The 18,360-nt window shown below is 59.6% G+C and carries 24 protein-coding genes; 17 read left to right on the top strand and 7 right to left on the bottom strand.

What is annotated here, in order from left to right:
• Positions 1 to 113: 113 nt before the first annotated feature.
• Complete coding sequence (locus tag JJ889_RS01685) at positions 114 to 566, top strand: hypothetical protein (protein WP_291891027.1); 453 nt, start codon at positions 114 to 116, stop codon at positions 564 to 566.
• Positions 567 to 746: 180 nt separating this feature from the next.
• Here JJ889_RS01685 and JJ889_RS01690 read toward each other — a convergent pair whose 3' ends face one another.
• Both JJ889_RS01690 and JJ889_RS01695 read right to left on the bottom strand, forming a co-directional pair.
• The gene (locus JJ889_RS01690; protein ID WP_291891028.1) at positions 747 to 1,886 is read right to left on the bottom strand and encodes a serine hydrolase domain-containing protein; all 1,140 of its coding nucleotides are present in this window, start codon (positions 1,884 to 1,886) and stop codon (positions 747 to 749) included.
• Between the two features lie 50 nt (positions 1,887 to 1,936).
• Positions 1,937 to 2,797 carry a PfkB family carbohydrate kinase gene (locus JJ889_RS01695; RefSeq protein ID WP_291891029.1) on the bottom strand — a complete coding sequence of 287 codons (861 nt, stop codon included), beginning with the start codon at positions 2,795 to 2,797 and terminating at the stop codon, positions 1,937 to 1,939.
• Positions 2,798 to 2,841: 44 nt separating this feature from the next.
• Here JJ889_RS01695 and JJ889_RS01700 point away from each other — a divergent pair, with 44 nt between their 5' ends.
• Positions 2,842 to 3,690, top strand: coding sequence for a CoA ester lyase (locus JJ889_RS01700; protein ID WP_291891030.1), 849 nt, complete (start codon positions 2,842 to 2,844; stop codon positions 3,688 to 3,690).
• 85 nt (positions 3,691 to 3,775) lie between these two features.
• Positions 3,776 to 4,129, top strand: a complete 354-nt coding sequence (arsC, locus tag JJ889_RS01705; RefSeq protein WP_291891031.1) for an arsenate reductase (glutaredoxin) — start codon at positions 3,776 to 3,778, stop codon at positions 4,127 to 4,129.
• Here the strand turns inward: arsC and JJ889_RS01710 are convergent.
• Genes JJ889_RS01710 through JJ889_RS01725 form a run of 4 tightly spaced genes read right to left on the bottom strand, consistent with a single transcriptional unit; the run spans position 4,126 to position 7,293 of the window.
• Positions 4,126 to 4,656 (bottom strand): DUF4166 domain-containing protein, encoded by a 531-nt coding sequence (locus tag JJ889_RS01710; RefSeq protein WP_291891032.1) that lies wholly within the window; start codon positions 4,654 to 4,656, stop codon positions 4,126 to 4,128. The two genes, arsC and JJ889_RS01710, sit on opposite strands and share 4 nt — an antisense overlap.
• A complete protein-coding gene (locus JJ889_RS01715) occupies positions 4,637 to 6,127 on the bottom strand; it encodes a TIGR01777 family oxidoreductase (RefSeq protein WP_291891033.1) in 1,491 nt (496 codons plus the stop codon). Before JJ889_RS01715 ends, JJ889_RS01710 begins: the two co-directional genes overlap by 20 nt.
• A 1-nt stretch (position 6,128) precedes the next feature.
• Positions 6,129 to 6,767, bottom strand: a complete 639-nt coding sequence (locus JJ889_RS01720; protein WP_291891034.1) for a DUF4166 domain-containing protein — start codon at positions 6,765 to 6,767, stop codon at positions 6,129 to 6,131.
• 1 nt (position 6,768) lies between these two features.
• Positions 6,769 to 7,293, bottom strand: a complete 525-nt coding sequence (locus JJ889_RS01725) for a MarR family transcriptional regulator (RefSeq protein WP_291891035.1) — start codon at positions 7,291 to 7,293, stop codon at positions 6,769 to 6,771.
• 398 nt (positions 7,294 to 7,691) lie between these two features.
• Here JJ889_RS01725 and JJ889_RS01730 point away from each other — a divergent pair, with 398 nt between their 5' ends.
• Positions 7,692 to 8,087 (top strand): hypothetical protein, encoded by a 396-nt coding sequence (locus JJ889_RS01730; RefSeq protein WP_291891036.1) that lies wholly within the window; start codon positions 7,692 to 7,694, stop codon positions 8,085 to 8,087.
• On the opposite strand, the gene JJ889_RS01735 is transcribed toward JJ889_RS01730, so the two are convergent.
• Positions 8,065 to 8,961 carry a hydrogen peroxide-inducible genes activator gene (locus tag JJ889_RS01735; RefSeq protein WP_291891037.1) on the bottom strand — a complete coding sequence of 299 codons (897 nt, stop codon included), beginning with the start codon at positions 8,959 to 8,961 and terminating at the stop codon, positions 8,065 to 8,067. The two genes, JJ889_RS01730 and JJ889_RS01735, sit on opposite strands and share 23 nt — an antisense overlap.
• A gap of 126 nt (positions 8,962 to 9,087) precedes the next feature.
• Here JJ889_RS01735 and JJ889_RS01740 point away from each other — a divergent pair, with 126 nt between their 5' ends.
• The 13 genes from JJ889_RS01740 to rplS all read left to right on the top strand — a co-directional run bounded on the left by JJ889_RS01740 (position 9,088) and on the right by rplS (position 18,227).
• Positions 9,088 to 9,633: a peroxiredoxin gene (locus tag JJ889_RS01740; protein WP_291891038.1), complete on the top strand. Its 546-nt coding sequence runs from the start codon at positions 9,088 to 9,090 to the stop codon at positions 9,631 to 9,633.
• Between the two features lie 137 nt (positions 9,634 to 9,770).
• Positions 9,771 to 10,295 (top strand): carboxymuconolactone decarboxylase family protein, encoded by a 525-nt coding sequence (locus tag JJ889_RS01745; RefSeq protein WP_291891039.1) that lies wholly within the window; start codon positions 9,771 to 9,773, stop codon positions 10,293 to 10,295.
• 326 nt (positions 10,296 to 10,621) lie between these two features.
• The gene (locus JJ889_RS01750) at positions 10,622 to 10,921 is read left to right on the top strand and encodes a hypothetical protein (protein ID WP_291891040.1); all 300 of its coding nucleotides are present in this window, start codon (positions 10,622 to 10,624) and stop codon (positions 10,919 to 10,921) included.
• Between the two features lie 75 nt (positions 10,922 to 10,996).
• Positions 10,997 to 12,277 (top strand): dicarboxylate/amino acid:cation symporter, encoded by a 1,281-nt coding sequence (locus JJ889_RS01755; RefSeq protein ID WP_291891041.1) that lies wholly within the window; start codon positions 10,997 to 10,999, stop codon positions 12,275 to 12,277.
• 9 nt (positions 12,278 to 12,286) lie between these two features.
• On the top strand, positions 12,287 to 12,895 hold the full coding sequence (locus tag JJ889_RS01760) for a hypothetical protein (protein ID WP_291891042.1): 609 nt from the start codon (positions 12,287 to 12,289) through the stop codon (positions 12,893 to 12,895).
• Between the two features lie 253 nt (positions 12,896 to 13,148).
• On the top strand, positions 13,149 to 13,469 hold the full coding sequence (locus JJ889_RS01765; RefSeq protein ID WP_291891043.1) for a hypothetical protein: 321 nt from the start codon (positions 13,149 to 13,151) through the stop codon (positions 13,467 to 13,469).
• A 116-nt stretch (positions 13,470 to 13,585) separates the two neighbouring features.
• Complete coding sequence (locus JJ889_RS01770) at positions 13,586 to 13,771, top strand: hypothetical protein (protein ID WP_291891044.1); 186 nt, start codon at positions 13,586 to 13,588, stop codon at positions 13,769 to 13,771.
• Between the two features lie 220 nt (positions 13,772 to 13,991).
• Positions 13,992 to 15,548, top strand: a complete 1,557-nt coding sequence (ffh, locus tag JJ889_RS01775; RefSeq protein ID WP_291891045.1) for a signal recognition particle protein — start codon at positions 13,992 to 13,994, stop codon at positions 15,546 to 15,548.
• Entirely contained in the window at positions 15,545 to 16,072 is a 528-nt protein-coding gene (locus JJ889_RS01780; protein WP_291891046.1) for a hypothetical protein, read from the top strand. The genes ffh and JJ889_RS01780 overlap by 4 nt, the downstream gene beginning before the upstream one ends.
• A gap of 11 nt (positions 16,073 to 16,083) precedes the next feature.
• On the top strand, positions 16,084 to 16,530 hold the full coding sequence (rpsP, locus tag JJ889_RS15875; RefSeq protein ID WP_366940022.1) for a 30S ribosomal protein S16: 447 nt from the start codon (positions 16,084 to 16,086) through the stop codon (positions 16,528 to 16,530).
• Between the two features lie 26 nt (positions 16,531 to 16,556).
• On the top strand, positions 16,557 to 17,111 hold the full coding sequence (gene rimM, locus JJ889_RS01790) for a ribosome maturation factor RimM (RefSeq protein WP_291891047.1): 555 nt from the start codon (positions 16,557 to 16,559) through the stop codon (positions 17,109 to 17,111).
• Positions 17,098 to 17,835, top strand: a complete 738-nt coding sequence (gene trmD, locus JJ889_RS01795) for a tRNA (guanosine(37)-N1)-methyltransferase TrmD (protein WP_291891048.1) — start codon at positions 17,098 to 17,100, stop codon at positions 17,833 to 17,835. The genes rimM and trmD overlap by 14 nt, the downstream gene beginning before the upstream one ends.
• Positions 17,832 to 18,227, top strand: coding sequence for a 50S ribosomal protein L19 (gene rplS / locus JJ889_RS01800; protein ID WP_291891049.1), 396 nt, complete (start codon positions 17,832 to 17,834; stop codon positions 18,225 to 18,227). Before trmD ends, rplS begins: the two co-directional genes overlap by 4 nt.
• The last annotated feature ends 133 nt before the right edge of the window (positions 18,228 to 18,360 follow it).

Consider the following 18,360-nt stretch of genomic DNA (forward strand, 5'->3'; position numbering starts at 1 on the left):
TCGCGCTCAACTTGTCGACATTTTGGGTGTGGAAAAGAGTAAGTAAACGCAACTAATTATTGAAACTGCTGTCAGTGCACCATAATCGTGGGCGTTAGACGAACAGGTGTCCCATGGCGGCAGAGTATCTTACGACCATTAACCAGATAGACCGGCTGGCTATTCTTTCAGCAGAAGGCGCCGTCACGGTTGCAGGTCTCTACGAGGCCCAGGACAAGCTGCGGCTTCAGCCTGAATGGCGCGCTGATCTTGACCTGCTTGTTGTCTTCCAGGCTGGAACGAGCCTGGAGCGCATCGATTTTGGTGAAATCAGCCGGTACGCCGACATGTTTCGTCAGTGGAACAGGCGTTTCAGAACCGGGCCCCATCCGATGACCGCGGTCGTCACCGATGCCGGGATATTCAACGCCGCCTGCATGATCTGGGCAGCGTTGCGCCGGGACAACTGGTTGGTTGATGTGGCGTTTCATTCCTCTAAGGAAAGCGCGATGCACTGGATAAACTCCAGCCGCAAGCTTGATGTGCGCAAGAAGGCCGTTCTTTCAGGAGGGGCGCCGGTCGCCTGAAGGCCTGCACACATTTCCGGGCAAGGGGCCGCGCAAGGCGGCTAGTCACTGTCCTGATCCGCTGCAACAGGCCGGCGTGGACGTGCAGGTCAAGATGTTCGATGCCCGCAAGGATGCCCTGGGCTGGCTGATGCCGCCGCTGGATTGTGATCGCGATCAGCCCGAGCTTGAGCTCAGTCGCTAGAGGCAGCTGTAAACGGCTTCGATCAGTCGCATGGGGCGCGGGTCACCCGCCAGGAAATGCTGTTGGCGGTTCATCACATACGCGCCGGAGAGGCGATTGACCGGGTCTGCAAAGGCGCAAGATCCGCCCCATCCCGAATGTCCGACAGTCTCCGCCACCGGCCCATAGAGTTGTGAGCGCGAATTGTGCATTACGCCAGCCGCCCAGGACAGATCGAATGGCAGGACTTTGTCAGGCCCTGCGACCCGTTCTTCGACGAGAGATTCCAGTGTTGCTTCAGACAGGAAACGATTGCCGTCGAGCTTGCCGCCCATCGCGTAGATGCTCATCAATCGTGCCAGCGCGCCGGCCGTTGCGTGTGCATTCGCCGCCGGGAACTCGGCCATGCGCCATTCCTTCGCGCCGCGGCGACCCGGGGAAGACCAGGCTTTCAGGAAGGCCAGCTCGCGCACCGGATTGACCTCGCCCAGATCGGGCATTTGCCGTGGCATGGCGTGTTCAGCTGTGCGTGCGTGTTCGCTTTCGGGCAGTCCGACATGGAAATCAATGCCCTTGGGCCCACAGATTTCCTCGCGCAGAATGGCACCGATCGAGCGGCCGTCCGTCCGGCGCGCCAGCGCATCGGCGATGAAGCCATAGGTGACCGGATGATAGCCGGAGCCCTCGCCCAGCGGCCAGAGCGGTATCTGGCGAGCCAACTTGTCCTCGATCAGTGCGGCATCAAACCAGTCGCCCGCGTCCATCGGTTCGGAGATGCCCGAGAGTCCTGCCTGGTGCGAAAGTGCCTGGGCGACGGTGACACGTGATTTCCCGCCAGCGGCAAATTCCGGCCAGTAATCTGCAACCGGTGCGTCATAGTCCAACAGGCCACGATCGACCAGCTTGGCCATGACAAGCGCCGCGATCGCCTTGCCGGTCGAATAGACCGGTATCAGCGTGCTCGCCGTCCAGGGTGCCGTCTTCTTGCGATCGGCAAAGCCGGCATGAATGTTGATGACCCGCTCGCCATCGATGCGCAGGGCGAAACCGGCACCGATTTCGTCATACTGGCGCCAATTGTCGGCAAAGACATCGCGCACATGTTCAAAACCGGGCGCGACATGGCCGTGTACATCGGGAAGCGTCGTGTTTGTCATGCCCGTTGGCTAACCTGTTCCGTGCTTCGCGATCAAGCCGGATGCCGCAATCAGTCCAGTGAAACAGCGCTGAGCTTGAGGTGTGGGTCGCGCAATTCCTGCTGGCCTGCAACTATGGGCAGTTCCGGCGACTTCCACTCGCGTGCGCGGGCGATGACCGAGGCCGTTGCGGAGACGGATTCCTCCAGCGCTTCACGCGCAGGCTTGCCATTGATTATGGCTGCTGTGAAGGCGGCCGTCAGCAGATCCCCCGTGCCCTTGGGCACATCCGGAAAACGGTCATGTTGAACCAGCCAGGCCTCGTCCTTGTCGATATACATGACCCCGATCTGGCCACCGCATGGCACCGAACTGACCAGCACCGGGCAATCCAGTGATCGAGCAGCGCGAAGCATGGAATGTGTGTCGGTGAGCGTGCGACGGGTAATGCGCCCGAGTTCGAAGACATTGGGGGTGATCAGGTCAGCACGCGACACCAGCTGGTCGATAATTCCGGCAGCAATGGCGTTGGAGACATAGAGGCCGTCCGGCGCATCGCCCATAATCGGATCGACGATCACCAGCGGTTTCTTGGCATAGGCGTGCAGTCCGTTGTGATGGCGGGGACTGTTGCGCACGACATCAATGACGGCACCGCTATCATAGATCTGGCCAACATCGGCGAAATAGCCTGTCAGGACGACATCTGTGAGTGCCAGCATCCCGTTATCGGCTATTCCGGAGAGTACGCTCTGGAACATCTCCTGCTCGACCGGGCCACCACCTGGTTCGCCCCAGCCCGGGTGTCGGCCAAGCAGAACCGTCGGAACCAGCATACTGTCTATGCCCGCTGCGTTGAGCACGAAGCGGGAATTGGCGCCGCCTACCATCGAGGCGGAAACATGAGAGGTTAGCAAAAGAGCCATCGGCATGAAATTTATGCTATATCGCTTCCTCTCTATTCGGAATGCCCTTCATGAGACGATTAATCCGTTCGGCGCTTTTTGTGCCTGCTTCCAAGCCTCGCGCGATCCAGAAGGCCGCTCATCTGGGCGCTGACATGCTGATCCTTGATCTGGAGGACGCTGTGGGTCCGGGAGAAAAGGAAGAGGCGCGTGAGGCGGCCCAGACTGCGATGCAGATCTGGAGTGGCGCCGGTGCAGTGCGCGCTATTCGCGTCAACGCACTGGATACGGAATGGGGGCAGGCGGATTTTGCCGCTGCAGCTCGAGCCGATGCCGTTGTGTTGCCCAAGGTCGAACAGGTCGGGGACCTGCACGAGGCGCGCGCGGCGCTCAATGCACACGGATCATCAGTGCCGATATGGGCGATGATCGAGACACCGAAAAGCGTGCTTGGCGTCGCCGCCATCGCAGCCGCCACGGGTACGGGGCTCACGGGGCTGATCGCGGGGACCAATGATCTTTGCAAGGATCTGCGATGCCGCCCGGACCGGGACCGCATGGCGCTGGTGCCACACCTGGCGCAGATAGTCTGTGCAGCGCGCGCCTACGGGCTGTATTCGCTGGACGGCGTTTACAATCACTTCCTCGACCCGAAGGGTTTCCGTAGCGAAGCCGAGCAGGGTCACGTTCTGGGGTTTGATGGGAAGTCGCTGATCCATCCCAACCAGGTCGATCTGGCGCATCTCTATTTCGGTCCGTCCCCGGAAGAATTGGAGCATGCTGCGAAGGTCGTTGCCGCCTTCGCAGCGCCCGAGAATGCCGGAAAAGGGGTGATTTCCCTCAATGGAGACATGATTGAGCGCCTGCACCTGGATGCGGCCAGAACCTTGCTGGCCATGGGTGGAGATAATGACGCCTGAGAGGTGTTTGAAAAGAAGTTGCAGCCCCAAGCTTGAAAACCACCCCCGTTAACGGCTTTGATCGGTATCAGATAAAGGAAGAAGAATGACCGATTCCACGACCATCTGGCACAATCCGCGCTGTTCGAAGTCGCGCCAGACCCTCGCACTCCTGGAAGCGCGTGGTGGCGAACTCAATGTGCGCGAATACATGGACGACATGCCGACAATCGCCGAGTTGAAGGACGTTATGGCCAAGCTGGGCTTCACGTCCGCTCATGAGTGGCTGCGCAAGAATGAAGCGGATTATCGCGAGCTCGGCCTCAAGGCGATCGAGGATGAGGAGGTCCTGCTGGACGCGATGACCAAATACCCGCGCCTGATTGAGCGGCCAGTTGTTATCCACGGTGACAAGGCCATGATCGGCCGCCCACCGGAACAGGTCCTCGAACTCTTCTAGCCTGCTGGCCGCAGGCTTCCGGCATATCTGGCAATCAGACCGACGAGCGGAAGACGCAGTTCGACATTGAACAAGTGCGCTCCGTCAGCACTGCGCTCACTGGCCGAAATGTGCGGACGCAGAGCCTTTGGCAGGGGCATTCGCCAGAGCCGGACACGGCGCAGCAGAAACTTGATGCCAGTCTCTGCCCCGGTCAGCGCGAAAGACAGGGTGAAGGGGCCAAACTGTTCGAGCAGCAAGCCGTCCCTTTCCCACTGCCAGGTCGAAAAGCGCTGTTGGGCATACCAGCGTTCCAGCAATTCACCGTCATTAGTGGCGGTCACCCGAACACGGGCGGGAATGGCTGTTCCTGCACTGGGCAGTCCGACGGCGGATGCCAGCAGCCGAGCGAGAGCATTCCCGCCGCGCTGGATATCGGCCTGACCGACCAGCTCGCAAACCGGTGCCGGACTGTGCAGAAAACGGGTGCTCTCCGGGAGTTCGGCCCAGCTCGCGCCCAGGATCTTCTCATACAGGTGTCGTGTCATGTAGGCGCTTTGCGGTTTCACAGCCCGCTTTCGGTTTGCCGGTAAGGTCCCGGCAGGCGGTCTTGATATCGGGATAGTTGAAACGGAAACCCGCGGTTTGCAAGCGCTGTGGGCGAACCCGCTGGCTGGCGAGGAAAAGCTCGGACATTTCTCCCAGCCCAAGCCGCAACAGCGCCGCGGGTATGGGCATGAGCAGTCCCCGGCCTCCAATCGCACGCATGACCTCGCCATGCCGAACCTCTGCCGGAGCAGCCACATTGACAGGGCCTGCCAGTTCCTGTCGGTCGAGCGCGAACTCGATGGCGCGCAGGGCATCGTGTTTGTGCACCCAACTCATCCATTGCTGTCCGTCGCCGAATTGCGGGGCGATACCGAACAGCCGGCCCAGGGCAAGCTTGGGAAACGCGCTGCCATCGCGACCGAAGATGAGGCCGAAACGCAGGCGGCAAACCCGAACCCCGTATTTTACGGCGTGACAGGCCTCATTTTCCCAGACCCGGCAGAGATCCGCGGTGAAAACTCCCAATGGCCGTCCGGCATGTTCGGGTAGAGGGGTTTCGCCCTGATCACCATAGGCGCCCACGGCAGACGCACTGACGAGGACGTTTGGCTTGTGTCGCAGTCGTTTGATCAAGGCGAGAACTGCACGCGTCGTGTCGAGGCGGCTGTCCAGAAGCAATTGTTTACGGCTGTGCCACCAGGGCATGTCAGCGACATTGGCGCCAGCCAGATTGACGATGGCGTGGATGCGTGTGTCGTCCGCCAGCAGGTCGAGATTGTCGGTGACATCAACGCGCGGACCGAATAATGCCCGGGCCTTGAGCGTGTCGCGGCTGAGCGCGATGACCCGATCGCCACGACCGGTCAGGCGATGCACCAGATCCTGGCCCAGAAACCCGGTCGCACCGGTAATGAGCACTGTGCGTTCGCTGGGGCGCAGGCGTGCCGGCTCAGTCCGACCCGCTGCGCGCTTGTTCAGGTCTCGCCATGCGATGGCATCGCGAACACCCCAGCCGAACACGCCGATGGCGGCGGCGGTGAAGAACAGGCTCCACAGGCCGCGATCCACAATGAGACCAGCGCCTTCAAGCTTGAACCAGTCCCACAGGATCGGCGTGAGCAGGGCCAGTACGACGCCATAATTGATCGCGAGCACTGTATGCAGCACACGCTCGAACGGGGGGAGTTTCCGCGTTCGGTCTTCTTCCAGGAAGTCCGCCAGGGTTATGACGATCTCGCCGACCAGAACGGCTCCGAACAGCAGTGCCAGCCACCCGTGGGGCTGAAACCAGGCAAAGATGATGAAGGCACCCGCATAAATCAGCTCACGCGCTGCATGCAGGCCGATTTCGGTGCGTGCAGAGACGCGCCCCGGCAGGGCCTCGGTAATCTCGTGATGCCAGAGATTGTCGAACCCGCCGAGCAGGACCTGCACGGCCAGCACGATGAAAAGAATGTCGAGGGCAGTCATCTCAATTCTCCGTTGGGTCTGTGCAAACGACGCTCTGGTCGAACACGCGTCCGAACCAGGGATGGTCGCAGGTGAGGTGGAATTCGAACCGGTCCTTGCCGCGCGCTTCATGGCGCACAGTGATGCGTCCGGGCGTTAGGATGTCCGGGATCGGAATGTGCAGCGGACCGAGATCAAGCAGGAAGGCGTCGCTGGTGAAGACCAGACTGCCGCCCTCCTCGCTCAGCTGTAGCCGCATCGAGACCAGCCTGGCGCATTCATGCAGGCGACCCTTGCGGTCGATACGTTTGGTAGAGCAGACGCGTTCGACCTTGCCGCCGGGGTGAATATAGTCGCGGATCCAACGCATGCCGCCCTGCGCGCGTTCGAGGCGGATACACGCGTCCAACTCACCGCGGCTGACCGGCAGGGGGCGTCCGAGGAGACAGCAGATCCACGCGATGCACTGGCCGATCGTGCTCGCGCTGAGCCTGGCCCGGCCCGGATATTCGCATTCCGTATTGGCGGCGAAACGCTTGCGGATGGCCGGATGCAATGCGCGCCGGGCTGGTCCGGGCAAGAGGTCCAGGACGGATGTGTTTTGTTCATTGTTTCCGCAATTTCTGTCTAAACAGAAATTGGTGGCCAAAAAAACACCCATCTCACCCTCCTACAAATCTGGCGATTCGCGTTCCAAGCTTCATGAGCTTGATAAGCGTGCCCTGGGGAACATCTCGCATCTGGCCGTACCAGTCGGTCAGATTGCTGACGAATTCTTCCATCCGCTTGAGCCGTTCCGCCGCGATTTTCGGTGTTTCGGGATCGTCGTCGGCGTAGGTGGCACACTCTTTCAGAATGGCCAGGGTCGGGTCGATTTCCCGCTTCTTGCGGGCATCCGCGATGGCCATCAACATGTCCCACGGCTCGTGTGTCGCGACAAAATGATCACGGCGATCGCCAAGCTTGTGCTCCAGCGAAACCAGCCCGAAAGATTGTAGTTCCTTCAATGAATTGGAAACGTTTGAGCGCGCGATCTGGAGGATGTCGGTGATCTCTTCCGCGTGCAGCGGCTCGTCTGCGAGATAGAGCAGGGCGTGGATCTGGGCGATCGACCGGTTCACGCCCCAACGCGCACCCATCTCACCCCAGTGGACTACAAATTTCTGCATTGGTGCGGAGAGTTTCATCGGTATTCACGCCTTTTCTGTTCCGACAGAAAAAACTGATCTATCGCGGATCTCAAGTGCCGTAGTGTCGCAGGCTGTCGCAAGCCCTCAACGTGAATAGCTTAAAAATGGAACCGAGGCGGGCAGGCGCATATGTTTGACCGCGTCACGCAGCTGGCTTCTCGAATACCCGCGTTCATGGCGGAGCGGGGCTCGGCTTGGCGATTTGCGAGGTTCGCGGCGAGCACGGAGCAGGATTGAATGTCCCGTCTTTGCCGTGACTGCAGATGCATCCACCACAACGCGGGAAGAGATGCTACGCATTGGTGCAAACGAGTTTTTCGCCAAGCCGGTAGATCTCGACAAGCTGGTCGACCGGCTTAAGCTGCACTTGCAGCCATCGGAACGAGTCTGAACCATTGAGCAAGCTATCTATCGCCGTTGTAGATGATGACCCGGTCGAGCTGGTTCTGCTCACCGAGATCGCCAGCGATGTCTGTGCAGATGCAGAGCTGAACGGATTCACCCGGGTAGAGGATTTCCTCGAGGTTGACGTCAACGCCTTCTCGCTCGTTCTGCTTGATCGCCGGATCCCGCCGCACAATGACTACTCCGAGACATTGCCCATGCTGGCAGCGGCAGGTTTTACCAATCGGGTCGTGCTGATGACAGCGCATGATCCGGGGTTGGAAATTGGCGATTATCCATTTGAGGTTGGCGGCCCGGTCGACAAGTTGGACCTGCTCAAGACAGAGGTCCTCAAGGCTGTGTTTGATGATCAGCCGCTGCCGGTTAACTGGTCAGTTCGTTCCTGATTGCATCCGCGATCTTCACCGCTTCATCCGCTCGCGCGCTGCCGCGTCTCCAGGCGATGCCGATCTCACGGCCGGCCACTGGCGGGTCAAAGGACTGCACGTTCAGACCCATGCGTTCTACCAGACCGGCTTCCACGGCCATGCGTGGCAGCAAGGTTGCACCCATGCCGGAACGTACCATCTGGACCAGGGTATGAAGGCTGGTGGCGGCAAAATCGCTGCGCGCTTCTCCGGCGCTACATGCCGCCAGAGCGTGATCTCGCAGACAGTGTCCGTCTTCCAGGAGCAGCAGCGGCTCGCCTTTCAGGTCTGAAGCCCTGAGCTGGCCCTTCTTTGCAAGCGGATGATCCTGGCTGCTCGCAAACAGGAATTCGTCCGACGAGATGGCATGGGTATCGATGCCCGGCGCATCGAAAGGCAAGGCCACGAGTGCTGCATCCAGCCGCCTTTCGCGCAGCCCGTCATAGAGCCGGGCAGTCAGGTCCTCGCGCAGGAACAGCTCCAGATTGGGATAGGCAGCGCGCAGGGCCGGCAATACGCGCGGCAACAGGAAAGGGGCGATGGTCGGTATGACGCCGAGCTTGAAACTGCCGCTCAGCGGTTCTCCGGCAGCTTGTGCAGCAGTGACCAGGTCCTCGGCCTCCGTCATCACTTTGCGAGCGCGTTCAAGCACGGCTGCGCCGGCTGGTGTCAGCGCGGCCCCCCGGGCGCCGCGTTCAACCAGAACTGTCCCGAGAATGCTCTCGAGCTCCTTGATCGCTGCGCTCAGCGTTGGCTGGGTCACGTGGCAGGTCTCGGCGGCGCGCGAGAAACTACCCTGTTCTGCAAGGGCGATCAGGAATTGTAATTGGCGGAGTGTCGGGAGAATCGTCATGCCATAGATATTCCCTATGACAATCCAAAAAACAATCCATTGGATTTGTGAGAATCGGTCAGGCATAACCGCGTCATCAAATGCAAACGGACCTGTTGTGGTTCATTTATATAGCTGGAGAAAAGCATGCTGGGCATTGGCGAAAAACTGCCGGATTTTGAGATTGTTGGCGTAAAGCCGGGCTTTAACGCTCATGAGGAAAACGGCGAGTCTGCCTTTGAGCCGGTGACGCAGGACAGTTTTGAGGGCAAGTGGAAGGTCATCTTCTTCTACCCGAAGGATTTCACCTTCGTCTGCCCGACCGAGATCGTGGCATTTGCCAACCTGGAATCCGAGTTTGCTGATCGCGACACGGTTGTCATGGGCGGTTCTTCCGACAATGAATTCTGCAAGCTGGCCTGGCGCCGCGAGCATCCGGATCTCGACAAGCTCGGCATGTGGCAGTTTGCGGACACGACCGGTTCCCTGATTGACTCCCTTGGTGTGCGCTCCGAAGAAGGTGTGGCCTACCGCGCCACCTTCGTCGTCGACCCGCACAATGTCATCCAGCACGTTTACGTCACCAATCTGAATGTTGGCCGTAACCCGGAAGATACGCTGCGCGTCCTCGATGCCCTGCAGACCGACGAGCTGTGTCCGTGTAACCGCCCAATGGGTGGTGAGACGCTTTAAATCGTCCCCCGGCTGATCCGCCCCGCATGTCGGATCAGCCATCGCCCCGGGTTCGGCCTGTCCCTGTCTAGATCCGAGCCTGGGGCTAATTTTTACACCTTATTGAAATTGAAACTCATTCGCTGGAGAAGATTTGGATGTCCATCGACGAACTCAAGAATGCGCTGCCGGATTACGCCAAGGACCTGAAGCTGAACCTGTCTTCCCTCGCTCGCGAGACCGTGCTGGATGATGAGCAGAAATGGGGATCCTTCCTCGCTTCTGCTCACGCAATCGGCGAACCCCAGACCCTCAAGGCTGTTACAGCCGAGGCTGAAGCTGTGCTGAGCCCGGAAGCGCTGACCGCCGCCAAGGCTGCCGCAGCCATCATGGGCATGAACAATGTCTATTACCGCTTTGTCCACCTGGCCTCGAACAAGGATTACGGCACGCTGCCCGCAAAGCTGCGCATGAATGTTATCGGTGCGCCGGGGGTCGAGAAAACCAGTTTCGAACTCTGGTCCATGGCGGTCTCGGCCATCAATGGCTGTGGCATGTGTATGGACGCCCACGAGGCCGAGCTGCGCAAGCACGGACTGACCACGACCCAGATCCAGGCCTCCGTGCGTATCGGCGCGGTCATCAATGCAGTCGCCAGTGTCCTGCGTGCGCAAGCCGTCTGAACGCTTTCACCTGCAGGAATTGTCATGATGAGGGTCCGGCTGTCCGCAGCCGGACCCTTTTTGATTCTGGCGAACATCCTTTGTGGCGGGCCCTGAGAGTGGTCGAAGACGCGGAAATTAACGCCTGTAGCGGAAAAATCTCATATACCCACACCTTCAGGTTGGGCTCAGGGCAGGTTTCCAGAATGCGAGTGCTGACAGGTGTTTACCCTGTTTTTGCGATTGCGACATCGGAAAAATTCCAGAGGCTCCGGTTACTCTTTGTTAGAAATTGGTGTTTCGCCTCTTGTTGAAAACTTTTTAGTCCGTACAATGAACGAATGTCGATGATTGATAAGACATTTGATCCCTGGCCCAAGCGCGCTCACCGTCGCGGACGTCCAGCGAGTGACTCCAAGTTCTGGTTCGGACGTGAAACCGGCTGGTCTGCCGAGCATTTTTGTGACCTCACCTGGATGGCGGTTTTGATGCCGGCTTTTCTGGGGCTTGGCCTTCTGGCAGCCTCCACCGTTCTTCCCGGCACAGACTTCCCGGCCTTCCTGCGTCTTGTCGGAGCAGGCTTCGTGCTCTTTGGCGCGCATCGTGGCGTCATGCGCCTGATCGCAGCCATGCGCGGCGCCGATTGACGTAGACCCTCCACACTTTAGTGTGCCTCCAGCAATTTCATTCGAAGGGTGTGGGCCTTTCGGAAAGGGGAGATGATGAGCTGGTGGTTCAAGATTAAGTTGTGGCAGCGCGTGCTCGTTGGCCTGGCTCTGGGTGTTGTTGTCGGGTTGGTTCTGTCCAGTGTGATGGGCCAGGAGGCCGCAGCCAGCTGGATCGATAGCTATCTTCGCCCGCTTGGATTGATGTTCATCCGCTTGATCCGGATGTTGATTGTTCCGCTCATCTTCACAACGCTGGTTGCCGGTGTGATGGCAATGGGTGACCCAAAGAAGCTCGGCTCGCTCGGCGTCAAAACCCTGCTCCTCTATTTCGGTACGACCTTTGTTGCGAACATCATCGGTCTGAGTGTCGGAACAGTGCTTAAACCTGGCGAGGGAGTTAGTTTCGCAGGTGTGGAACCGGCGGCCGCCGCGGCCGCGTCCCAGCCGGAGCCGATCATTGATCGCCTGCTTGCTGTCATTCCCGAAAATCCTGTTGCTGCTCTGGCGGATGGTGACGTCCTTGCGATCATCTTCTTCTCGCTCTTCTTGGGCGTGGCAATCTTGGCGACCGGAAAAGCCGGTCGCCCTGTTGGTGATCTCTTTAACTCCGCTTCGGATGTGGTCCTCAAAATCACTCACTGGGTGATGGAGTTGGCTCCGTTCGGCGTGTTTGGTCTTGTCGCCTACACGACCGCGAGCCAGGGCATGGAAACCTTGATGGCGATCCTGGGCCTGGTTGTTGCGGTCTATATCGGGTTGTTTATTCACGCCCTGGTGACGTACGGCTTCCTGGTGCGTGTTGTCCTGAATCTGCCGTTGATCAGGTTCTTCCGCGGGCTGACGGATCCGATTGCCGTTGCGTATTCGACGGCTTCATCGTCCGCGACTCTGCCGGTCACGATCGCGGCAGCATCTGATAATCTCGGATTGAAGAAATCGGTTGCGGGATCAGTCCTGCCCTTGGGCGCCACCATCAATATGGATGGTACAGCGCTTTATCTGGGCATTCTCGCCCTCTTCACCGCGCAGGCGTTCGGATATGACCTGACCCTGACCCATTACTTCCTGATCGCCGTGACCGCCGCGGCCGCTTCAATCGGGGCTGCGGGTATTCCGTCGGCATCCCTTTTCTTGCTCGCCACGGTCCTGAATACGTTTGGCGTGTCCGCGGAGCATCTGGCCTTGATCCTGGGTCTTATCTACCCCGTTGACCGCATCATGGACATGGCCCGGACGGCTGTGAACGTGACCGGTGATGCCGCTGTCGCTACGGCTGTGGCCAAATGGGAAGGTGAGCTGGACGAGGAGACATTCAAGAAGCCGGCTGTCGTCTAGGCCAGACAGATGAAGCTGCCTTCATCACGCGTACTGGAGTTGATCATCGCCGCCAGTGTGGTGGTCATCTCCGTCGCTTCGCTCTTTGTTGCGCTCTACCAGGGGCGCGTCATGGAGCAGACGATGAAGGCGAGCGTGCTTCCGGTCATTGAATACTCGACCGGCAATTTCGACATGGAGAGCGAAGAGCCGCGCATCACCATGACGCTGCACAATAACGGCCTGGGTCCGGCTGAGGTGCGGGAGGTGATCTTCCGCTACAACGGTGAAGAGTTTACCTCGCCCGGCCATCTCGTTTCGGTATGCTGTGTGGCCAATGCGGCCAGCCCACAGGAGGCCAGCGCGTATCTGCAGGATATCCAGATGCCGGTTATCACCTCCAACCTTCGAGGTCGCGTGATGACCCAGGGCCAGGAATTATTGATGCTCGCAGTGCCCGGATACTCAAACGAAGGCGCGCGCGGTGAGGTGTATCGCACGCTCGACGATGCCCGTTTCGAGGTGGAGGTCGAGATTTGCTATTGCTCGGTTTTCGATGATTGCTGGCGGTCCCGCTATCCGGATGCCGAGCGGTGGGAAGTTGCCAGCTGTATCCGTCGTCGCCCTCAGGACGGATGATGAAGTCGGGCGATTGTGCCTGTTTGAGAGCTTTTTGAGAGCTTTCCAGTTCCAGCCTGAACCCGAAGCGTTCGGCCAGGCGTCGTGCCAGGATCAGTCCGAGACCCGCGGCTACTGTGCTCTCGATACTATTCCCGCGCTGAAGGTCTTCAGTTGCTGAGCGGTCAGTCCTGCAAGGATGCCCTTCAGTCCCTGGTGTTTGATCCGGCATGCCTGCTTACGCGTATCTCTTCCAGGAAAGCGTGGAGCAGGCATGTCCGGATTGTTTCGTTTGATCGCCCTTGCTGGCGGTATCGGGCTGACAGCCCTCATCTGGTGGGCCGTCGTTGAGGGGGATTTCGGCGCAGCCGGGGACTGGTTGTTCAACCATCCCTGGGGAATCGTCACGCTGGCCGATCTCTATCTCGGCTTCCTGTTCATGGCAGGTGTTATCGCCCTCGTAGAGCGCACCTGGTTCGGGCGGATTTTCTGGATCCTGCCGATCTTTGTGCTCGGAAATGTCTGGCCTGCCCTCTGGCTGATAGTCAATGCCGGAAAGCTGGTCAGAACTCTTCGGGAATCGTCGAAAAATTGAGTCGAACTCGACGTTTATTTAGCCCTCATTGAGCACAAATCCCGATTTCCGGGCCTGGGTAGGGCGGTGTTAACGGAGTCAGGGTCGAATCGATCCTCGTTATCGGGAGGATTGTCATGACCAAAATGGTGTCTGGCTTTAAAAATCTGACCAAGACTGCGCTGCTCTGGCTGACGCTGTGTGCGATCGGCGCTTCCACCTACGGAGGCCTCATCGCCAGCCAACCCGGCCCGCGAACCCTGACGTTCGCCGAGACGGAAACCGTCCAGCCTGCAGCCCCGACGATGGCGTCTCTGGACTAGTCCACGACTCCTGTCTTGGCAGTTTTCTTGACTCTGTGAGTATTCGCGCGTAAACGCCCGGCGTCATCATGCAAGCTCTGAGGCTTGTCTTACCTGCACATCTTCCCAAATAGGCCAACAGGGCCGGGAAAGGGAGGCAGGCGAGAACTCCGCTCGGCGAAGGTTTCGCTCAGCGGAGCCGCTTTGCATTGTTTGATCGAAACTTGAGGAAGGCGAACGCATGTTCGACACGCTTACAGAACGACTTGGCAGCGTCTTTGACCAGCTGACCGGCCGCGGTGTCCTGAGTGAAAAGGATGTCGATGTCGCCCTGCGCGAAATCCGCGTGGCGCTGCTGGAGGCTGATGTCGCCCTGCCTGTCGTCAAGACCGCGGTCGCCCAGATCCGCGAGCGTGCCGTCGGCGAAGAGGTCATTCGCTCCATCAAGCCGGGCCAGCAGGTCATCAAGATCGTGCATGACGCGCTGGTCGACCTGCTGGGTGGCGAGGGTGAGCCGGAAGGCCTGCAGCTGGAAGGTGAACCGCCGGTCGCTATCCTGATGACGGGTCTGCAGGGTTCGGGTAAGACCACCACCTCGGCCAAGCTCGCCAAGCGCCTCAAGGATATTCACAAGAAGAAGGTCCTGCTGGCCTCGCTCGACACTCGCCGTCCGGCGGCGATGGAACAGCTGCAGCAGCTGGCGGGCCAGGTCGATGTCGGCTTCCTGCCGATCGTGGAAGGCCAGCGCGCGGTCGATATCGCCAAGCGCGCCATGACCGCCGGCAAGCTGCAGGGCTATGACGTTGTCATCCTCGACACCGCAGGCCGGACCTCGATCGATGAAGACATGATGGCCGAGGCGCATGCGATCGCCGCCGCCACCACACCACACGAAACCCTGCTGGTCGCGGACTCGCTGACCGGCCAGGACGCCGTCGAGACGGCCAAGCGCTTCCATGAACGCCTGCCGCTGACCGGCCTGGTCCTGACGCGTATGGATGGTGATGGCCGGGGCGGTGCAGCGCTGTCCATGCGCCATGTAACCGGCCTGCCGATCAAATTCCTCGGTGTTTCCGAAAAGCCGGACGGCCTGGATGCTTTCGATGCCAAGCGCGTTGCCGGCCGTATCCTCGGTCGTGGCGATATTGTCTCGCTGGTTGAAAAGGCCGCCCAGGATCTCGACCAGGAAAAAGCCGCCCGCATGGCCAAGAAAATGGCCAAGGGCAAGTTCGATCTCGAGGATCTGCGCGAGCAGTTCGGTCAGCTGAAAAAGCTCGGCGGTCTCGGATCGATCATGGGCATGCTGCCGGGCATGAACAAGGCGGCCATGGCCCAGGCCAACGCCGCCGGCATGGATGACAAGATGCTGTCCCGCCAGGAAGCCATCATCCTGTCCATGACCAAGCAGGAACGCGCCAAGCCGGAGATTCTCAAGGCCAGCCGCAAGAGGCGGATCGCGGCCGGTGCCGGTGTTGAGGTCGCGGACGTCAACAAGCTGATCAAGATGCACCGTCAGATGGCGGATATGATGAAAAAGGCCTCCAAGAAGGGCCGCGGCGGTCTCGCCGGCATGCTCGGTGGTGGAATGCCGGGCGGCATGCCTCCGGGCGCTGGCGGCATGAACCCGGCCGATCTTGGCCAGGCGACACAGGATTTGCTGGGCGGCAAGGCCCCTGGCGGTGGCAACCAACTGCCCGGTCTCGGCTCGGGCCAGGCGCCACAAGGATTACCCGGACTGGGAGGCGGCGCGCCGCAACTCGGACCGGACGGACTTCCGATCGGATTTCCGAAGAAATGACCGCTGTTGGTTCGACATACACGCTTTCAGCGCATGAGCAGGGCTTGCTTGGCTCTCTGGTTGACGCCAAGGGGGTTATTCTCGGTCGATTGACGCATCATGACCTGAGGGCATCGGAGGCCTCAGCGGAGGCCATTTATCTGCGCCGATCCGACGATAGTTGGTTAGAGCTTTCACCTAAGTGGGTCTCGGATGCTGTAGGCAATCGGATTTCGGCGCTTCGAGTTTCCGAGGCATCGCCTGTGGTCGATGAGTGCGCGGAAATAAAAATTTGCGATGCGTGGATCCGCGAGATCTCGATCCTGAGTGCTGCTCACCACTACAGCGAAATTGAAGTGGATTCAGGCCTGGAGCTTGTTTCTCATACTCACGAGGTTGCCAGCATTTCAATAATGGACCCCCGTGATCATAGCGAAAAATACCTGTTGGTTCAGGGACCAAATCCCCAGTGGATGCTCGGTGGGCTTGATGTCACTAAGCGCTCGCTGGAACTTTCGATTAAATCATCAAATTCAACACACTAGGGAATACCAAAATGGCTCTCAAAATTCGTCTCGCCCGTGGTGGCGCCAAGAAGCGTCCTTACTACCGCATCGTTGTTGCTGACAGCCGCATGCCGCGTGATGGTCGTTTCATCGAGAAGATCGGCACCTACAACCCGATGCTCCCGAAAGACGGCGAGCGTGTCACGCTCGACATGGAAAAGGTGAAGTCCTGGATCGCCAAGGGCGCCAAGCCGTCTGACCGTGTTGGCCGTTTCATCAACCAGATCGACGCAGACGCGTGGGCCTGGGAAGCTGGCAACAACCCGAACAAGGGCAAGCCGGGCGTAAAGGCCCAGGAACGTCTCGCCGAGAAGGCCGAGAAGGAAGCCGAGCGCAAGGCTGCTGAAGAAGAAGCCAAGGCGGCTGCCGCTGAAGCTGAAGCCGCTGCTGCTGAAGCTCCGGCCGAAGAAGCTCCGGCTGAAGAAGCGTCTGAGTAATTCAGGCGCTTTTGAAAGGCTGACCCATGGCCAAACCTGCCGATGATCTTGTCTTCGTCGCAGCCATTGCCGGTGCGCATGGCGTGCGGGGCGAATGCAAGGTGAAGAGCTTTACCGGGGAACCGGAAGCAGCGTTTGGCTATGGGCCCTTTCTGGATGCGGCCGGCAAGGTCGTGTTCACGCCCAAGCGATGGCGTCTGGCCAAGGACGCCTTCGTTGTCGCCTTCAAGGAGCCGCTGACCCGCGAAGCGGCTCAGGCGGCTCGCGGCACCAAGCTCTTCGTTCCGCGTGAGGCTTTGCCCGCGCTGGACGAGGACGAATTCTACCACTCCGATCTGCTCGGATTGAAAGTCCAGTCCCTGGACGGCTCTCCCATGGGCCGGATCAAGGCGGTCCATGATTTCGGCGGCGGTGACCTTCTGGAAATCGTCGACACGCCCGACCGCAAGGGCGCCTGGATGATCCCCTTCACCGCAGAACAGGTCCCCCACGTCTCCATCACCGACCGCCTGGTCACAATCGCCCCTCTTGAAGAGGTGGAAGGCGACAAGGAGCGGGATGCGGAAGATGGCGGAGAATAATCCTCGAAACCCCTGGACCGCATCGGTTCTTACCCTCTTCCCGGGCGCCTTTCCGGGACCGCTGGGTGTATCAATTATTCAGACAGCTGCGAATCATGGGCTGTGGGCGCTAGAAACTGTGGACATTCGGGATTTTTCCCGTCATAAGCACCGCTCCGTGGACGACACCCCGGCCGGCGGAGGCGCTGGTATGGTGCTCAGGCCGGATGTCGCAGCGGAAGCGATCGATGCGGTACAGTCTCGCTGGCAAGGTGAGAAACGGCCGTTGATCTATTTGACACCGCGGGGAAAGCCGCTCACCCAGGCCCGGGTTCGGGAATGGGCGGAGGGTCCGGGTGTTGTTGTATTTTGTGGACGTTTCGAGGGCCTGGATGAACGGGTCATCGAGGCCCGCGAAATGGAAGAGGTCAGTGTTGGCGATGCCGTACTGGCCGGGGGCGAGGCGCCCGCGCAGCTTCTGATCGAAGCTTGTGTGAGACTGCTCCCCGGCGTGCTTGGCGACCCGGCATCGGCCGAGGATGAAAGTTTCGAGGGTGATCTCCTCGAATATCCTCACTACACCCGTCCGCGGGTTTGGGAGGACAGGGAGATCCCGGAAGTACTGCTCTCGGGGCACCATGGTCGGATTGAGACCTGGCGTCGGGAACAGTCGGAAGAGATTACGAAGGCGCGTCGGCCGGACCTGTACGAGAGGTTCAAGGGACGCAAGGAGAATGCACGATGAACATGATCGAGCAGCTGGAAAAAGAAGAAGCCGCCCGCGTCCTGGGTGACAAGGAACTGCCGAAGTTCGACGCTGGTGATACCCTGCGCGTACATGTCCGCATTAAAGAGGGCAGCCGCGAGCGTATCCAGGTCTTCGAAGGCGTTTGCATCGCCAAAAACGGCGGTGGCGTGAACGAGAGCTACACGGTTCGCAAGATCTCCTTCGGTGAAGGTGTCGAGCGTGTATTCCCGGTCTACTCGCCGCTGATCGAGCAGATCGAAGTCAAGCGTCGCGGCAAGGTCCGTCGCGCCAAGCTCTACTATCTGCGCGACCGTCGCGGCAAGTCCGCGCGTATCGCTGAGCGTACGACCGGCCACGATATCGAAAAGCGCGCTCCGAAGAAGAAGTAAGCGCCTTTCGCGTCACGCGATTACAAGAACCCGCTGGCTCTGGCCGGCGGGTTTTTTGTGTTTGTGCGTGTGATTGGTGCCCGCTCTGGCTTTGTAGCGTTCTTATCGACCCGCCATTCCTCCCCCTCACGGG

The sequence above is a fragment of the Maricaulis sp. genome, from assembly GCF_017643475.1.
Taxonomy (GTDB): domain Bacteria; phylum Pseudomonadota; class Alphaproteobacteria; order Caulobacterales; family Maricaulaceae; genus Maricaulis.

Coding starts and splice junctions, on each gene's coding strand:
- JJ889_RS01765 (WP_291891043.1), top strand. CDS start 13,149: ATGTCCGGATTGTTTCGTTTGATCGCCCTTGCTGGCGGTATCGGGCTG.
- JJ889_RS01735 (WP_291891037.1), bottom strand. CDS start 8,961: ATGACGATTCTCCCGACACTCCGCCAATTACAATTCCTGATCGCCCTT.
- JJ889_RS01715 (WP_291891033.1), bottom strand. CDS start 6,127: ATGACTGCCCTCGACATTCTTTTCATCGTGCTGGCCGTGCAGGTCCTG.
- rplS (WP_291891049.1), top strand. CDS start 17,832: ATGAACATGATCGAGCAGCTGGAAAAAGAAGAAGCCGCCCGCGTCCTG.
- JJ889_RS01685 (WP_291891027.1), top strand. CDS start 114: ATGGCGGCAGAGTATCTTACGACCATTAACCAGATAGACCGGCTGGCT.
- JJ889_RS01725 (WP_291891035.1), bottom strand. CDS start 7,293: ATGAAACTCTCCGCACCAATGCAGAAATTTGTAGTCCACTGGGGTGAG.
- trmD (WP_291891048.1), top strand. CDS start 17,098: ATGGCGGAGAATAATCCTCGAAACCCCTGGACCGCATCGGTTCTTACC.
- JJ889_RS01690 (WP_291891028.1), bottom strand. CDS start 1,886: ATGACAAACACGACGCTTCCCGATGTACACGGCCATGTCGCGCCCGGT.
- JJ889_RS01740 (WP_291891038.1), top strand. CDS start 9,088: ATGCTGGGCATTGGCGAAAAACTGCCGGATTTTGAGATTGTTGGCGTA.
- rimM (WP_291891047.1), top strand. CDS start 16,557: ATGGCCAAACCTGCCGATGATCTTGTCTTCGTCGCAGCCATTGCCGGT.
- JJ889_RS01755 (WP_291891041.1), top strand. CDS start 10,997: ATGAGCTGGTGGTTCAAGATTAAGTTGTGGCAGCGCGTGCTCGTTGGC.
- JJ889_RS01750 (WP_291891040.1), top strand. CDS start 10,622: ATGATTGATAAGACATTTGATCCCTGGCCCAAGCGCGCTCACCGTCGC.
- JJ889_RS01770 (WP_291891044.1), top strand. CDS start 13,586: ATGACCAAAATGGTGTCTGGCTTTAAAAATCTGACCAAGACTGCGCTG.
- ffh (WP_291891045.1), top strand. CDS start 13,992: ATGTTCGACACGCTTACAGAACGACTTGGCAGCGTCTTTGACCAGCTG.
- JJ889_RS01700 (WP_291891030.1), top strand. CDS start 2,842: ATGAGACGATTAATCCGTTCGGCGCTTTTTGTGCCTGCTTCCAAGCCT.
- JJ889_RS01780 (WP_291891046.1), top strand. CDS start 15,545: ATGACCGCTGTTGGTTCGACATACACGCTTTCAGCGCATGAGCAGGGC.
- arsC (WP_291891031.1), top strand. CDS start 3,776: ATGACCGATTCCACGACCATCTGGCACAATCCGCGCTGTTCGAAGTCG.
- JJ889_RS01745 (WP_291891039.1), top strand. CDS start 9,771: ATGTCCATCGACGAACTCAAGAATGCGCTGCCGGATTACGCCAAGGAC.
- JJ889_RS01695 (WP_291891029.1), bottom strand. CDS start 2,797: ATGCCGATGGCTCTTTTGCTAACCTCTCATGTTTCCGCCTCGATGGTA.
- JJ889_RS01760 (WP_291891042.1), top strand. CDS start 12,287: ATGAAGCTGCCTTCATCACGCGTACTGGAGTTGATCATCGCCGCCAGT.
- JJ889_RS01710 (WP_291891032.1), bottom strand. CDS start 4,656: ATGACACGACACCTGTATGAGAAGATCCTGGGCGCGAGCTGGGCCGAA.
- rpsP (WP_366940022.1), top strand. CDS start 16,084: ATGGCTCTCAAAATTCGTCTCGCCCGTGGTGGCGCCAAGAAGCGTCCT.
- JJ889_RS01720 (WP_291891034.1), bottom strand. CDS start 6,767: ATGGGTGTTTTTTTGGCCACCAATTTCTGTTTAGACAGAAATTGCGGA.